Source organism: Tenacibaculum sp. TB-53 (assembly GCF_059716285.2).
On record NZ_CM202790.1, the window covers coordinates 2,567,805 to 2,582,131 of the forward strand.

Genomic DNA, 14,327 nt, shown 5'->3' on the forward strand with positions numbered 1-14,327 from the left:
CTAGTTTGTTATTTTGTATTGTTCTCCTGTAGTTTGAATCATTTCTATAATGTATAGGAGATTGTTAATTGTATTTTTAGGGTTTAGTAGCGTAAATTTTAGGTATATGTTACCATTTAATTTGGTACTTGCTATGGATGCTTTTCCTGCTTTGTATAAAGTGTTCTTTATATATAAATTTATAGCATCATGAATCCTGTTCTCTTTAATACCTTGTGCTTTATACCTAAATACTAGTGTGCTTAATTCTGGTTCATGTACAGTTTCAAAACAGTCTTTATCTTTAATTTCTAAGTATACATTTTTAGCTAGGTAATGTACTTCTTCTAAGTAGTTAGCAATTGTTTTTGTTCCTAGAGTTTTTAAAGTTAACCAAACTTTTAAGGCATCGAAACGACGTGTCGTTTGAATAGATTTTTCTATAAGATTTGGTCTTTGAGAATCTTTCTCTTCAATAGGGTTTAAATAATCTGCATAATATGATACGTACTTAAAATATTGTTTATTATTTACCAAAAAAGCACTACAACTTACTGGTTGAAACAGAGTTTTATGAAAATCAACCGTTATTGAATTAACCATTTCAATACCATTAAAATATTCTTTATGCGTGTTCGTTAGTGCATAGGCTCCTCCATATGCTCCATCTGCATGTAGCCACATTTGATTTTCTTTAGCAATTTTCCCTATGATTTTAATTGAATCAAAACTACCGTAATCGGTAGTTCCTAATGTAGCTACTATTGCAATTGGAATATTATCTTCTTGTTTTGTTTTTTCTATAGCCAAGACTAACTCGTTAGTATCCATTTGCATTCTTTCATCTACTCTTACTGGAATAACAGCATCATATCCCATACCTAAAAGAGCTGCACTCTTTTGAATACTAAAGTGGGCTTTTTCAGAACAAAAAATTCTAAACTTACTTATTTCATTACTCCACCCATGTTGCTTAATGTTTATGCCAAAATGTTTGAAAGCATAATCGTCTCTGGCCATTAACATTGCCATAAAGTTAGACTGTGTTCCTCCACTTGTGAATACTCCATCTGAATTATCAGACATATTAAATACTTTTGAAGTCCATTGAATTACTTCTTCTTCTATAAAAGTTGCCGAAGTACTCTGATCCCATGTTTCAACGGCTGTATTAATTGTAGTTGCAATCATTTCTGCTACAATAGAAGGGAGTGTAATTGGACAATTTAGGTGTGCTACATAAGTTGGATTGTGAAAAGCAATAGCATTTTTTATATATAAATTGTTTAGCTCTTCTAAAACACTATCTATCGCTTGTGTTTCCTCAATATTTATTAGCTTAGCTTGTTCTTTGTTTTTTAGAATTTCTGCAAGCTCATCTCCTTTATAAAAAGTTCTGTTAGATAAAAACCGCTCTATATAAGAAAATGTTTTTTGAATGTATTCTTCATATAACTTTACAGACTCATCACTAAACAAATAACTATTTAATGACAATTCTTTTAATGAAGGGGGAGTTTTTAGAATCATTTATTTTTATTTAGTCTTAATAATTTGAAGCAAAAATATATTTAGACCAAACAAATTAAATGACGCAAATGGAATTTAAAATGACGTAAGTGGTATATTTTATAAAAAGAAAGCGCAGTATTTAGTGTACACTAAATACTGCGCTTTAAAAATTTTATTCTTTTGTTCTTAACTCTCTGGAGCTAACTCAACTTCTAAACCATCTAAATCTGGGGTCATTTGTATTTGACACCCTAATCGGCTATTATCTTCTACATAAAAAGCCTCTGCTAACATTGCTTCTTCATCATCTCCCATTTCTGGCAATTCATGATCTGATTTTACATAGCATTGACAAGAAGCACACATTGCCATTCCACCACAAATTCCAATAGTTCCTTCAGGAGCTAATTCGTACGAACGAACCACTTCCATCAAATTCATTGCCATATCTGTGGGTGCTTGTATCTCATGCGTTACCCCGTCACGATCAGTAATTTTTATAGTAATATCTTGTTCCATTTTATTTTACAGGTTCATTTTTTTTCGAAGTGTTTTTGCTCTTTTATCTTCTCCATCATGTGTCCAACCGGGTGAGTTAAAGATATAACTTAGCTTATCACTCCATGTATCAGCTCTTTTAACATCCTTCCAAATTGCAGCATATTCATGAGTAGCCACTTTTACTGGATTAAACGTTTCAATATTTACGGTTAATCCATATACTGGTTTATCAATTTCTTTTAATTCTTCAGAGAAAGTACCAAAGATACGATCCCAAATAATTAAAATTCCTGCATGATTACAATCTAAATAACGAATATTAGATGCGTGATGTACTCTATGATGTGATGGTGTATTGAAAATTAATTCAATAGGCTTCGGAAGTTTATCTACCAATTCTGTATGCACAAAAAACTGATAAATTAAACTGATTCCCATCATAGTAAACATCATTAATGGATCAAATCCTAATAAAGGAATCCACATCCAAAAGAAAAATTTATGGATACGTTCACCGACTCCTTGACGCAATGCTGTTCCTAAATTCATATGCACCGATGAATGATGTGGTACATGACCTGCCCAAAACAAACGTACTTCGTGATTTAATCGGTGAAACCAGTAATAAGCAAAATCATCAGCCAATAACAATAAAATCCATGCCCACCATTGACGTTGAGCTATACCTTTTAACGGACTCATCTCATACAAATAGAAAAACGCTATGAAGGCTAAAATTTTCGGAATAAACTCTACAATAGCAGAAAATACCATCATTAGCATTGATACTCCAGTGTCTTTACCATGGTATTTTTCTTTTGCTATTCGGTATTCTACCAACATGCAAATGAAAAATACAGGTAAGGCGAAATACAATAATTTATCTTCTGATAACTGCTGTATATATTCAGTTAATGTCATGCTTAATTAATCGCTTTAACTACTGCTTTTGGGGCTTCTTTTCTAGTACCATCAAATCCATCAACACCACCTACCGTCGTATACTTCATCACATATTTTTTATCTGGATGAATACGTTTGTAAGCACTCTGGCACATTAAGGTTGCTTCATGGAATCCGCATAGAATTAATTTTAACTTTCCTGGATATGTATTTACATCTCCAATTGCATAAATTCCTTCTACATTTGTTTGATAGTCTAATGCATTATTTACTTTTATGGCATTCTTCTCAATTTCTAATCCCCAATTTGCAATAGGGCCTAATTTTGGAGACAATCCAAATAACGGAATAAAATGTTCACAAGGTAATGTAAATGGTTCTTGATCTTTTTGCTCTACTACTACGCCTTCTACCTTTTCTTCTCCTACAATACCTTTAACTTCTGCTGGTGTAATTAACATTAGTTTACCTTCATTTTTTAACTCTTGTACTTTATCAACAGAGTCTAAAGCTCCACGGAATTCATTTCTTCTGTGAATTAACGTTACAGATTTTGCCACATCTGTTAAGAAGATAGACCAATCTAAAGCAGAGTCTCCTCCTCCAGCAATTACCACGTTTTTGTCACGATAAATTTCTGGTTCTTTAATCATGTATTCTACTCCTTTGTCTTCAAAATCTGCAATATTAGGAATCGGTGGTTTACGTGGTTCAAAGCTTCCTAAGCCTCCTGCAATTGCTACTACGGGTGCTTGGTGCTTTGTTCCTTTATTGGTAGTTACAATAAACGTTCCGTCTTCTTGCTTTTCAATAGTATCAGCACGTTCACCTAGTGTAAAACCTGGTTCAAATTGTTTAATTTGTTCCATTAATTTATCGGTTAAATCACCTGCTAAAATTTCTGGATATGCTGGAATATCGTAAATTGGCTTTTTGGGATAAATTTCTGAACATTGCCCTCCTGGTTGCGGTAAGGCATCAATTAAATGGCAACGTAATTTTAACAACCCTGCTTCAAAAACAGTAAAAAGCCCAGTAGGACCTGCTCCAATAATAAGTATATCTGTATGTATCATTTTGTAACAAAATTTTCTTTTTATATTGAGATTCCCACCTTAAAAATAAGGCAGGAATTGTATGTGTTAATAATTGAAAGGCCTGTTTAAGTGTTACTTATTGTATAAAAAAATAAGTAAAGGAAACGCTTAAAACTCAAAAATATGATACTTTTGTTAATCAAAACCTGATATAAATCAGGTTATTCAACATTAATTACCTCTTTAATTTCTGGTGCGTATTTTTTTATTGTTGCCTCTACTCCATTTTTCAGAGTCATTTGATTAACAGAACATCCACTACAAGCTCCTTCTAATTGTACTTTTACTGTACTGTTTTCTATAGATAATAATTTTATATTACCTCCATCACTTACTAAAAAAGGGCGGATTTCTTCCAACGCTTTTTCTACGTTATTTCTTATGTCTTCTGTTGCCATAACTGCTTATTTTGAGCTACAACCACTCATAGTAGTAATTCGTACTACTTCTGTTGGTGGTAAGTTTGCATTTCTTTTTAATAGTTGCGAAACCATTTCTTTAGTTACCTCTGTAAAAGCTTCTGCTAGTGGTGTGTTTTCTTGTAACGCTACTGGGTGTCCAACATCACCTGCTTCTCGTATGCTTTGTACTAATGGTATTTCTCCTAAGAAACTAGTTTCAATATCTTCTGCTAAATTTTTAGCACCTCCTTCTCCAAAAATATAATATTTATTGTTAGGAAGTTCTGCTGGTGTAAAATACGCCATATTTTCAACGATACCTAATACTGGTACGTTAATACTTTCTTGTTTAAACATTGCCACTCCTTTTTTAGCATCTGCTAAGGCAATGTTTTGAGGTGTACTTACCACGACCGCACCGTTAATTGGTACTGCTTGCACTATTGATAAATGTACATCTCCTGTTCCTGGAGGTAAATCTATTAATAAGAAATCTAACTCTCCCCAATCTGCATCAAAAATTAATTGATTTAACGCTTTTGAAGCCATTGGTCCACGCCAAATCACTGCCTGACTTGGATCTGTAAAGAAACCTAATGATAATAGTTTTACTCCATAACTTTCAATCGGCTTCATTTTTGAACGCCCATTTACGTTTACCGCTAATGGTTTTTCTCTTTCTACATCAAACATTAAGTGCTGTGATGGTCCATAAACATCGGCATCTAACACTCCTACTTTGAAGCCCATTTTAGCTAATGAAACAGCCATGTTTGAGGTAATGGTAGATTTTCCTACTCCTCCTTTACCTGATGCGATGGCAATAATATTTTGAATATTAGGAATTTCTTTTCCCCTAATTTGATTTGGGTTTTCTTTTTGTTGAACTTCCACCTTCACATTCACTTTTACATCGATTTTTTGATCAACGTGTTGGTGAATTGCTTTCATTATCTCAACTTCTACCTTCTTTTTTGCTTGTAATGATGGATTTGAAATAGTAACATCTACAATAACCTCATCTCCAAATGTAACTACATTGGTTATATTTTCGTTTTCTACTAAACTTTTACCTTCTCCTGGTGCCGTTATGGTTTCTAACGCTTTGTATATATCTTGTTTTTTAAAACTCATGTTTTATGCTATATGCTTTAAACAGCAAGCGGTAGGCTTGTTGCTTATTTTTATTTAATCTTAACTGCAAAGATACGTTTTAGCCCTCAGAAAATAAAGTCTTTAGATTGGTAATATTTATAGGTTGATAAGTTGGTTTTATAGATGATTTTAAACTTGATTTTTTTAGAAAAAATCAAGAAATATAACCTTTCTCAAACCCGTATGTTAATAACGCTTCATACGGATTACCCTCTAGACCTAAAAGTTGCGCAAACGCTGGTTCAGTTTTAAATCCTTGTTGTTTTAGAGCTATAATTTTAGACCTGAATTCTTTTCCTTCTTTTAACAATACTTGATATTCGATAAGCATATGTAGATATGAGTCTTGCTCTTCTGATAGTTTATTTTGTACAAAAATCTCTATTGGAAAAGCCTTATACTCAAATGTAATGATTGTTGTTTTTAAGTTTTTGTATGATGGTATCGTCTTTATTTCAAACCTTGAAAACTCTCTATAGTTTTCGCTCACAACTTTTACAAGCTCTTCATGATTATCACTTTGACAAATAATATCTAAATCACTTGAGTCTACATCAATATTTATGGGTATAGTACCCACTAAAATAGGATTGAAGTGTTTTAATAGTTCAAAAATATTCAGCTCTAATAATACTTTATGAGCTTCTTTTTGACGGACAGTTCCTTCTTTTAAGTATGTTATATCTCTGAAGTTTATCACAATTCTTCACTTGGATTCCAAAATACCTTTTCAAAATCTTGAATTTCATTCTCAACCACCTCTATTCCTTCACTTTCTAACAATTGTTGCATAAGATTTGTTCCGTCAAAATGATGTTTTCCTGTTAATAATCCTTTTCTATTAACTACTCGATGCGCTGGTACTTCTTTTTCTGAAGAGTTATTCATTGCCCAACCAACCATTCTTGCTGAACGAGCTGCTCCTAAATAGGTAGCTATGGCTCCATAACTTGTAACTCTTCCATGTGGTATTAAACGTGCTACTTCGTACACTTTTTCGAAGAAATTTTTATCTGCCATGTGGTAAAGATAGGATTCTTTTAAAAAATATACGAATATGGTTCTCGATACAATTTTCACTCATTTCAATCTTGAAAATCACTCGAACGGACATTTATCAAAAAACCAATACGTTAGCGGTTACAGCAAGCTACCATGTAACTCGGAAAGCACGACCCAAAAGGAAACGTCCGAGGCAAAAAATCCTGCAAAAAGCAGGATTAGTAATTAAGTTTAAATTTTATATAAGTAATCGGTTTTCCGATTTCTAAATATTGTTTTTCGTAGAATGTTTGAGTACTGGTTACCTCTTCTGGGCTGTACACATTTTTATACACATCGTGATTAGCGTGCAAAATTTCGTGACCTTCTCCATGCAATAAACCTAAAGTGTAACCATGCATGAATTCACTATCAGTTTTTAGATTAACTGTTCCTTCTGAATTTAAAATACCATGATATTTCTTTAAAAATTCAGAATTCGTCATACGGTGCTTAGTACGTTTATACTTAATTTGTGGGTCTGGGAAGGTTATCCAAATTTCGGAAACTTCATTTTCAGCAAAAATATAATCTACTAACTCTATTTGTGTTCTAATAAAAGCTACATTTTCCATGTTATTTTCTAGTGCTGTTTTAGCTCCTCGCCAAAATCGTGCACCTTTAATATCAATTCCAATAAAGTTTTTATCAGGATTTTTTTCTGCTAAAGCAATCGTGTACTCTCCTTTACCACAACCTAGCTCTAAAACTATTGGATTGTCGTTTTTAAAAAAAGTATTCCATTTTCCTTTATAAGAAAAATCGTTAATTACTTCTTCGCGTGTTGGTTGAATAACGTTAGCAAACGTTTCATTTTCTTTGAAACGTTTTAATTTATTTTTGCTTCCCAAAGTGTGTAGAAATTAGGCTCTATCTTCTGTTCCTTCTCTTTTAAAACGAGCAGCTTCTTTCATCCAATATGCAAATAACACTAATAACACTAATAAAAAGAACCAGTTTACAGCGTTTGAAGTCCACCAACCTGCATCTGATTTAGCTAACGTTAAGCGTAACCAATTGAATGGTGCAAATAAAAAGTCGGTAAATAAACTACCAATCCATCTAAAAATATTGCCTGCTATCATATCTTAAGTATCTTTACAGCTGCAAAAATATAAAAAGAAACAATGTTAGCCAATTTTTTCGGTAAATCTAAGCCTATAAATTTTATTGTACTGTTTGTACTGTTTTTAGGGTATTTTGTTTTAAGTATTTTTTCTAAGCAATTATCTTTTAATTTAATTAAAGAACTTGGTTTGTTTTTAGTTGTTTTTTCTGTATACAACTTTATTCTTGCCAAGAATTTATTGACTTATGATAATTCTTTTGCTTTTTTGTTTTTTGTAATACTAATAGGTTTTTTTCCTGATACTATACAGATAAATAAAACTTTTTATGCTAACTTAACTATACTTCTTTTTTTACGAAAAGTATACAGTTTACAGTCTTCAAAAAACATGCTGCATAAATTGTTTGATGGTGGTTTGTGGCTTGGAGTATCGTTTTTAATAGAACCTTATGCTCCTTTATTATTAATATTACTTTACCTATCTATATTTTTACATCAACGATTTACTTATCAAACATTATTAACTCCTATAATTGCTTTTTGCTCTCCTGTTTTTTTATACTTCACCTACTATTTTTGGTATGATAACCTTGAAAAATTTTGGTTACTTTTTGATTGGGATTTTTATCCTGATTTAAGCTTCTATTCTCATGAAAAGTATTTGTTCCCTATTCTTTTCATAAGCTTTTTTTTAATAGCTTCTATTTTTTTAAAAAGCCCAAAGGCACTTGCTATTAAAAATAAATTCAGAAAAAACTGGATATTAATTCTTACTCATCTTGTAATCACTACAGCTATTTTACTTTTAGTTCAAGACGGTTCTGGAAGTGAGTTTTTATATGTATTATTCCCTGTTTCTGTTATTTTAGCTAATGGAATTGAGTTTTTTCAAAAAAAATGGTATGCTGATGTTATTATTCTCTTATTCTTAATAGTGTCTTTTACAATGAGTGCTATTGCATAAACTACATTTTTGCTCCATAAGCTAAATCACCTGCATCTCCTAAACCTGGCACTATATAGCCTTTATCATTTAGTTTTTCATCAATATCACCAATCCATAAAGTAGTGCTCTCTGGCAAGTGTTTAGCTACATATTCTACACCTTGAACTGAACCAATAACCGAAGCTATTATTATTTCTTTTGGCGTTCCATACTTTTTTATGCCCTCATAAACCTCAACCATTGAACGGCCTGTTGCCAACATAGGATCTATAAGTAATAATGTTTTTCCATCTATTGAAGGCGAAGCAAAATACCCTACCACGATTTCAAACTCTTCGTCATTGTTTGGGTGATGGCGATATGCTGATATAAATGCATTCTCTGCATCATCAAAATAGTTTAAAACCCCATTGTGTAGTGGTAACCCTGCTCTAAGAATAGAACACAATACTATATCATTTTCTGGCAATTCTACCTTTTTTGTTCCTAAAGGCGTTGTTATTTCTTTAACCTTATAGTTTAACTCTTTACTTAACTCGTATCCTATCACTTCACCTATTCGTTCGATATTTCTACGAAAACGCATTGAATCTTTTTGAACTGATGTGTCTCTGAGTTCAGCTAGAAATTTATTAAGAATAGAATTTTGTTTGGCTAAATGATGAGTTTTCATGAGGTGTATTCTTTTTGTACGCTACAAAAGTAACAGATTTTATCAAGCTTTTATAAAGTTGGTTAGTGCTTTTAATAGTTCTTCTTTTGCTTCAACATAACTCATATGTCCGTTTGGTATTGCAATTAATGAGGTATTAGTTCTCTTTGCTTCTTCTTCAACAGTAGTATAATTTAATATTGGGTCATTTTTTCCTGCTATCATCAATCTCTTTTCTATTGTTTGTAAAACAACTTCCTTGTTTTCTCGCAAACGCATTCCCTCTGTTGCTGCAATATATCCTCTAACATGTGTTTTTAAGGCTTCTTCTCTTATTTTTTCTATTTCTTCGGATAACTGTAAACGCATGTTCTCTGCAAACAAGTTGCTAATTGACATTTTTACCAATGTTTCGTAATTTTCCTTAGCCATTTCAACAGCTCTGAGTCGCAACTTTTTTCGTTCTTCACTATCTGCTTGAGAGGTAGAGTTCATCAAACAAATTCCTTTTACATTTTTTTGATATTTTTCTGCAAATGCCAAGGCAACATATCCCCCCATGGAATGTCCAATAAAGGTAGCTCGACGAATTTTTAACTCTCTTAAAACAGATTTTACTGCTTCTGCCATTTCTTCCATCGTATGAATATACCCAACACATCCTGTTTTTCCATGCCCTAATAAGTCAATACAAATCACGCGATTTTTTCTGGATAACTCATCAACCACCTCATTCCACATAGTCCTATTTTCTAAAAACCCGTGTAATAAAACAATACTACTTCCCTTGCCAGTATCTGTATAAAAAACAGTGGTTTCTTTAAATTTTGCAATCATTTTTTAATGTATATTCGTCGCTTACTAATTTGTTAAGCAATGCACAAAACTAAGGAGATATTTATAAACGGATTTGCTTTATTTTCAATGTTTTTTGGAGCTGGTAATTTAATTTTACCTCCATTTTTAGGAAAAAATGCTGGAAGCTTATGGTTTTGGGTAACTATTGGCTTTTTTATTACTGCTGTTATTATTCCTATGATAGGTATTTTAGCCCATGCCAAACTACAGGGTACTATGTATGATTTTGGCAAAAAAGTCTCTCCAATTTTTAGTCTTATATATTGCTTTGTTGTATACACTATTTGTATTGCTTTACCTGCACCTAGAACTGCTTCGGTTACTCATGAAATGGCCATTGCTCCTTACTTTAGCAACAGTAGTTCTTTAGTTACTAGTACAATTTATTTCGGACTTGTTTTTCTTTTTACCATGAACCGGTCAAAAGTGTTAAACCTACTAGGCAAGTTTTTAACACCTCTTATTATAATCATTTTATTAGCTATTATTTTCGTTGGTTTTTTTACAGCCCCTGATATGATTGCTCCAACTACCCTTAAAGCTCCATTTGTTGATGGTTTGTTAGAAGGATATCAAACTTTTGATGCCATTGCTTCCATAGTTGTTGGTGGTGTCTTAGTCATTTCAATGAATTTTAATACGAATACAACTTTTGAAGAGAAAAAAGAGCTTATTACCAAAGCAGGTTTTATTGCTGGTATAGGCTTATTAATTATTTATGCTGGCCTTATTTATAATGGAGTTTTATTTAGTTCTACCTTTTCTGAAAGTGCTAATAGAACAGAAATCTTAAACTCTCTGAGCAATCAAACTTTAGGAAATATTGGAAGTGTTTTTCTTAGTGTTTTAGTTGCTTTGGCTTGTTTTACAACAGCGGTTGGAATTATTACTGGAACTGCCGATTATTTTAAAGGAATTAGCAATAACTCTCAAAAGGTCTTTACAATTACTGCTATTATTAGCTGTTTACTAGGAATTGCTGTTGGTCAATTTGATGTGAAATATATTATCAATATTGCACTACCTGCTTTGATGTTTATTTATCCTATTACTATTGTTTTAATTGTACTAAATGTACTTCCTGAAAAATACACCTCAATTTTAGTTTTTAAAAGTGTAGTAGCGGTAACCTTTTTATTTAGCATTCCAGATTTTTTAGGCTTTATTATCAATCCTAATTACTTAGTTGAAATAAAAAACAACATTCCCTTTGCTAATCATAATTTAGGGTGGGTATTACCTGCTATATTGAGTTTTGTTTTTGCTAATTTGATTAAAAGCAAAAAGCAAATTCCAACTGAATAAGTTACTTAATGAATGATATATTATATAAAAACAAAAAGCTCGTGATTACGAGCTTTTTGTTTTTATTTGAGTTGAGTATATTAAAAACGATACCCTAAATTTATTCCTACTCTAGGCACAATTGAACGAGCTTCTGAAGTAAACAGGTTTCTACCCAAACCTCCATATACATCAAGTACAAATCCTCCAGACGATACGTATTTTGAACCAAAGGCTAAACCTAAAGCTCCGTCAGTATATTCCTTATATTTTTTTATTGTACTCCCTTGAACTTCAACTTTTCTTTCTCCTGTATTTATTCCCATAAAAACTTCTCCAAAATAGTTCCAATTGCTATTGTTTGTAAAGTAATGACGAAAAAAAGGAGTAAACATTCGTTCTTCATTGTATCTAAAATCTGCTGATTTTTTTTCAAAGTTAAACAAAGCTGAAATACCAACCGAAGAACGATCAGTTGTATAGTACTCGTAAGACACCTCTAGCGTTTTAAAAGCCAATGCGTCTAGTAAATCTACTTTTACCTCTTGCTGTGCATACGTGAGAGAACTGATAAAAACTACAGTTGCTAATACTATTTTTTTCATTTTAATTTTTTACTAATTATAATTTATCTACTTCCTACAAGGATGATACCACAAACATACATCTTTTGTAAAAAACAGTTTGGTTATTTATCATTTCATGCTTAAGAACAGTTACAATTTGTATCACAGCTGCTATTTTTTTTAGGCTTAAAAAAGAACTTTTTCACTAAAAAAATAACGGCTCCACAAACGACTAGATATGTTAAAACTTCTTGCATTAACTTAAAAATTGATAGGCTATAAATGCTGATAAATAAGCCAAAACTCCCATACTTACTAGTTGAACCATTGGCCACTTCCAACTTTTTGTTTCCCTTTTTACTATTGCTAGTGTTGCCATACATTGCATTGCAAACGCATAAAATAACAATAAAGAAATTCCCGTAGCAAGGTTGAATCTTTTTTCTCCTGTTTCCGGGTTTATTTCTGACCTCATTTTTTGTTTTATAGTCGTTGTATCTTCTCCATCGTCTTCTACGCTATAGATAGTAGCTAATGTTCCTATAAACACTTCTCTTGCTGCAAAAGAACTAATTAGTCCAATACCTATTTTCCAGTCATAACCTAATGGTTTAACAACTGGTTCTATTGTTTTTCCTGCAATTCCTATATATGAGTTTGCCAACTTAGCAGATGCTATTTTTTTAGCTAAATCTTCTTCTGAAAGATTTTTATTTGCAGTATTCTCTATAACACTTTTCTCAGCATTTTCATAAGATGATGGTCCATGAGACGCTAAAAACCAAAGTACTATTGAAATTGCTAAAATGATTTTTCCTGCTCCAAAAACAAATGCTTTTGTTTTATCTAAGACATCAAAAAACACATTTTTTACTGATGGTATCTTATAATTAGGCATTTCAACCACAAAAAGTGAGTTGTTTTTTATTTTCAATGTTTTATGCAAAATATATGCTGCGATAATTGCTGCAGCAAAACCTAAAATATATAATGCTAATAAAGTAAACCCTTGTAAACTTAAAAAACCAAACAACTTAGTATCAGGAATAATTAATGCTATTAAAATTGCATACACCGGTAATCGTGCTGAACAGGTTGTAAAGGGTGTTACCAAAATAGTGATTAATCGTTCTTTCCAACTAGCAATAGTTCTAGTTGCCATAATTGCTGGAATAGCACATGCAGTACCTGAAATTAATGGAATTACACTTTTACCACTCATTCCAAAGCGACGCATAATTTTATCCATTAAAAATACTACTCTACTCATATAACCTGTTTCTTCAAGAATAGATATAAACAAGAATAAAATAGCTATTTGAGGTATAAAGATTACTACACCACCTACTCCAGGAATAATTCCGTCAGTTAATAAATCGGTGAACATTCCTGCAGGTAGTTGCGCTTTAGTAAACTCTGCGATATCAGCAAATAAACCATCAATAAGATCCATGGGAGTAGAAGCCCAATCGAAAATAGATTGAAATATCAATAATAACAATCCAAAGAAAATAACATACCCAAATATTTTATGAGTAAAAACTCTATCTAGTTTACTACGTACATCCGTAGCTTGAGAAGCATCTACCTTGTAGGTTTTATTTAAAACAGCATTTATTTGCTGATATCTATATATAGTTTCTTTATGTTGATACTTTTTTTGCTTTGTAATTTCTCCTTCAAATTCTTTTATTGCTTCTTTTTCTGAGGAAGAAAGTAATGGTTTATGATTTTTTGTAAGCATCATCCACAACTCATAAGCTGTAAATTCATTACTTACTTTAGCTAACTTTTCAAAGTAAGCACTATCAATCTTTTGAGATAATTCGTTGAAAGTTGAGTGTACTTTTAACGAATTATAATTAGCTACTTCTTTTTTTAAGTCATCAACTCCCTCGTTAGTCCTTGCCGACATTAACACTACTTTGGTATGTAGTTCTTTTTCTAAGGCTGGCACATCTATAGAAATCCCTTTTCGCTTTAGTTGATCAGCCATGTTTAACGCTAAAATCGTCGGAACTTCTAAATCTTGAATTTGCGAAAAGAGTAATAAATTCCTTTTTAAATTTTCAATATCAGCAACTACAACAATTACATCTGGTTTTTCTTCTTGATGCGTAGTCATCAAAGTTTTTAAAACAATACTTTCATCTATAGAGGTGGGATTAATACTATAAGTACCAGGTAAATCAGTAATCGTTGCATTTTTATCATTAGGCAATTTACAAACTCCTTGTTTTTTGTCAACCGTAACACCAGGGTAATTTCCTACTTTTTGGTTTAACCCTGTTAACTGATTAAACAATGATGTTTTACCTGTATTAGGATTTCCAATTAAGGCTACATTAATACGATTACTCATC

16 protein-coding genes are annotated in these 14,327 nt (G+C 32.0%); 2 read left to right on the forward strand and 14 right to left on the reverse strand.

Annotated elements, in window-relative coordinates:
- From AC3VJB_RS11760 to AC3VJB_RS11805, 10 genes are all read right to left on the reverse strand, one after another.
- The gene (locus tag AC3VJB_RS11760) at positions 1 to 1,509 is read right to left on the reverse strand and encodes a pyridoxal phosphate-dependent decarboxylase family protein (RefSeq protein ID WP_047787947.1); all 1,509 of its coding nucleotides are present in this window, start codon (positions 1,507 to 1,509) and stop codon (positions 1 to 3) included.
- A 168-nt stretch (positions 1,510 to 1,677) separates the two neighbouring features.
- Positions 1,678 to 2,010: a 2Fe-2S iron-sulfur cluster-binding family protein gene (locus tag AC3VJB_RS11765; protein ID WP_073182284.1), complete on the reverse strand. Its 333-nt coding sequence runs from the start codon at positions 2,008 to 2,010 to the stop codon at positions 1,678 to 1,680.
- A gap of 6 nt (positions 2,011 to 2,016) precedes the next feature.
- The gene (locus AC3VJB_RS11770; RefSeq protein WP_497667181.1) at positions 2,017 to 2,913 is read right to left on the reverse strand and encodes a sterol desaturase family protein; all 897 of its coding nucleotides are present in this window, start codon (positions 2,911 to 2,913) and stop codon (positions 2,017 to 2,019) included.
- A 2-nt stretch (positions 2,914 to 2,915) separates the two neighbouring features.
- Positions 2,916 to 3,971 carry an NAD(P)/FAD-dependent oxidoreductase gene (locus AC3VJB_RS11775; RefSeq protein ID WP_281980132.1) on the reverse strand — a complete coding sequence of 352 codons (1,056 nt, stop codon included), beginning with the start codon at positions 3,969 to 3,971 and terminating at the stop codon, positions 2,916 to 2,918.
- A gap of 182 nt (positions 3,972 to 4,153) precedes the next feature.
- Complete coding sequence (locus AC3VJB_RS11780) at positions 4,154 to 4,390, reverse strand: NifU family protein (RefSeq protein ID WP_047787951.1); 237 nt, start codon at positions 4,388 to 4,390, stop codon at positions 4,154 to 4,156.
- 6 nt (positions 4,391 to 4,396) lie between these two features.
- Positions 4,397 to 5,527 carry an Mrp/NBP35 family ATP-binding protein gene (locus AC3VJB_RS11785; RefSeq protein WP_047787952.1) on the reverse strand — a complete coding sequence of 377 codons (1,131 nt, stop codon included), beginning with the start codon at positions 5,525 to 5,527 and terminating at the stop codon, positions 4,397 to 4,399.
- Between the two features lie 175 nt (positions 5,528 to 5,702).
- A complete protein-coding gene (locus tag AC3VJB_RS11790; protein ID WP_159611100.1) occupies positions 5,703 to 6,248 on the reverse strand; it encodes a DUF4269 domain-containing protein in 546 nt (181 codons plus the stop codon).
- Entirely contained in the window at positions 6,245 to 6,568 is a 324-nt protein-coding gene (locus AC3VJB_RS11795) for an MGMT family protein (RefSeq protein ID WP_047787954.1), read from the reverse strand. Before AC3VJB_RS11795 ends, AC3VJB_RS11790 begins: the two co-directional genes overlap by 4 nt.
- A 200-nt stretch (positions 6,569 to 6,768) precedes the next feature.
- Complete coding sequence (trmB, locus tag AC3VJB_RS11800; RefSeq protein ID WP_159611102.1) at positions 6,769 to 7,440, reverse strand: tRNA (guanosine(46)-N7)-methyltransferase TrmB; 672 nt, start codon at positions 7,438 to 7,440, stop codon at positions 6,769 to 6,771.
- 12 nt (positions 7,441 to 7,452) lie between these two features.
- Positions 7,453 to 7,674, reverse strand: coding sequence for a DUF6341 family protein (locus AC3VJB_RS11805; protein ID WP_047787956.1), 222 nt, complete (start codon positions 7,672 to 7,674; stop codon positions 7,453 to 7,455).
- Between the two features lie 42 nt (positions 7,675 to 7,716).
- On the opposite strand from AC3VJB_RS11805, the gene AC3VJB_RS11810 reads away from it, so the two are divergent.
- On the forward strand, positions 7,717 to 8,622 hold the full coding sequence (locus AC3VJB_RS11810) for a DUF6427 family protein (RefSeq protein WP_073182289.1): 906 nt from the start codon (positions 7,717 to 7,719) through the stop codon (positions 8,620 to 8,622).
- Position 8,623: 1 nt separating this feature from the next.
- Here the strand turns inward: AC3VJB_RS11810 and upp are convergent, their stop codons facing one another.
- Together upp and AC3VJB_RS11820 are read right to left on the reverse strand one after the other, a co-directional pair.
- Positions 8,624 to 9,277, reverse strand: a complete 654-nt coding sequence (gene upp, locus AC3VJB_RS11815; RefSeq protein WP_073182290.1) for a uracil phosphoribosyltransferase — start codon at positions 9,275 to 9,277, stop codon at positions 8,624 to 8,626.
- 42 nt (positions 9,278 to 9,319) lie between these two features.
- The gene (locus tag AC3VJB_RS11820) at positions 9,320 to 10,093 is read right to left on the reverse strand and encodes an alpha/beta fold hydrolase (protein WP_159508825.1); all 774 of its coding nucleotides are present in this window, start codon (positions 10,091 to 10,093) and stop codon (positions 9,320 to 9,322) included.
- A 39-nt stretch (positions 10,094 to 10,132) separates the two neighbouring features.
- On the opposite strand from AC3VJB_RS11820, the gene brnQ reads away from it, so the two are divergent.
- Positions 10,133 to 11,419 (forward strand): branched-chain amino acid transport system II carrier protein, encoded by a 1,287-nt coding sequence (gene brnQ / locus AC3VJB_RS11825; protein ID WP_437823514.1) that lies wholly within the window; start codon positions 10,133 to 10,135, stop codon positions 11,417 to 11,419.
- An 80-nt stretch (positions 11,420 to 11,499) separates the two neighbouring features.
- On the opposite strand, the gene AC3VJB_RS11830 is transcribed toward brnQ, so the two are convergent.
- Positions 11,500 to 12,003: a DUF3575 domain-containing protein gene (locus AC3VJB_RS11830; protein WP_159508821.1), complete on the reverse strand. Its 504-nt coding sequence runs from the start codon at positions 12,001 to 12,003 to the stop codon at positions 11,500 to 11,502.
- Positions 12,004 to 12,220: 217 nt separating this feature from the next.
- Positions 12,221 to 14,326 (reverse strand): ferrous iron transport protein B, encoded by a 2,106-nt coding sequence (gene feoB / locus AC3VJB_RS11835; protein WP_196781599.1) that lies wholly within the window; start codon positions 14,324 to 14,326, stop codon positions 12,221 to 12,223.
- Between the last annotated feature and the right edge of the window lies 1 nt (position 14,327).

Excerpts from the sequence above, each read along its gene's own strand:
- AC3VJB_RS11760 (WP_047787947.1), bottom strand. The coding sequence starts at position 1,509 with ATGATTCTAAAAACTCCCCCTTCATTAAAAGAATTGTCATTAAATAGT.
- AC3VJB_RS11765 (WP_073182284.1), bottom strand. The coding sequence starts at position 2,010 with ATGGAACAAGATATTACTATAAAAATTACTGATCGTGACGGGGTAACG.
- AC3VJB_RS11770 (WP_497667181.1), bottom strand. The coding sequence starts at position 2,913 with ATGACATTAACTGAATATATACAGCAGTTATCAGAAGATAAATTATTG.
- AC3VJB_RS11775 (WP_281980132.1), bottom strand. The coding sequence starts at position 3,971 with ATGATACATACAGATATACTTATTATTGGAGCAGGTCCTACTGGGCTT.
- AC3VJB_RS11780 (WP_047787951.1), bottom strand. The coding sequence starts at position 4,390 with ATGGCAACAGAAGACATAAGAAATAACGTAGAAAAAGCGTTGGAAGAA.
- AC3VJB_RS11785 (WP_047787952.1), bottom strand. The coding sequence starts at position 5,527 with ATGAGTTTTAAAAAACAAGATATATACAAAGCGTTAGAAACCATAACG.
- AC3VJB_RS11795 (WP_047787954.1), bottom strand. The coding sequence starts at position 6,568 with ATGGCAGATAAAAATTTCTTCGAAAAAGTGTACGAAGTAGCACGTTTA.
- AC3VJB_RS11805 (WP_047787956.1), bottom strand. The coding sequence starts at position 7,674 with ATGATAGCAGGCAATATTTTTAGATGGATTGGTAGTTTATTTACCGAC.
- AC3VJB_RS11810 (WP_073182289.1), top strand. The coding sequence starts at position 7,717 with ATGTTAGCCAATTTTTTCGGTAAATCTAAGCCTATAAATTTTATTGTA.
- upp (WP_073182290.1), bottom strand. The coding sequence starts at position 9,277 with ATGAAAACTCATCATTTAGCCAAACAAAATTCTATTCTTAATAAATTT.
- AC3VJB_RS11820 (WP_159508825.1), bottom strand. The coding sequence starts at position 10,093 with ATGATTGCAAAATTTAAAGAAACCACTGTTTTTTATACAGATACTGGC.
- brnQ (WP_437823514.1), top strand. The coding sequence starts at position 10,133 with ATGCACAAAACTAAGGAGATATTTATAAACGGATTTGCTTTATTTTCA.
- AC3VJB_RS11830 (WP_159508821.1), bottom strand. The coding sequence starts at position 12,003 with ATGAAAAAAATAGTATTAGCAACTGTAGTTTTTATCAGTTCTCTCACG.
- feoB (WP_196781599.1), bottom strand. The coding sequence starts at position 14,326 with ATGAGTAATCGTATTAATGTAGCCTTAATTGGAAATCCTAATACAGGT.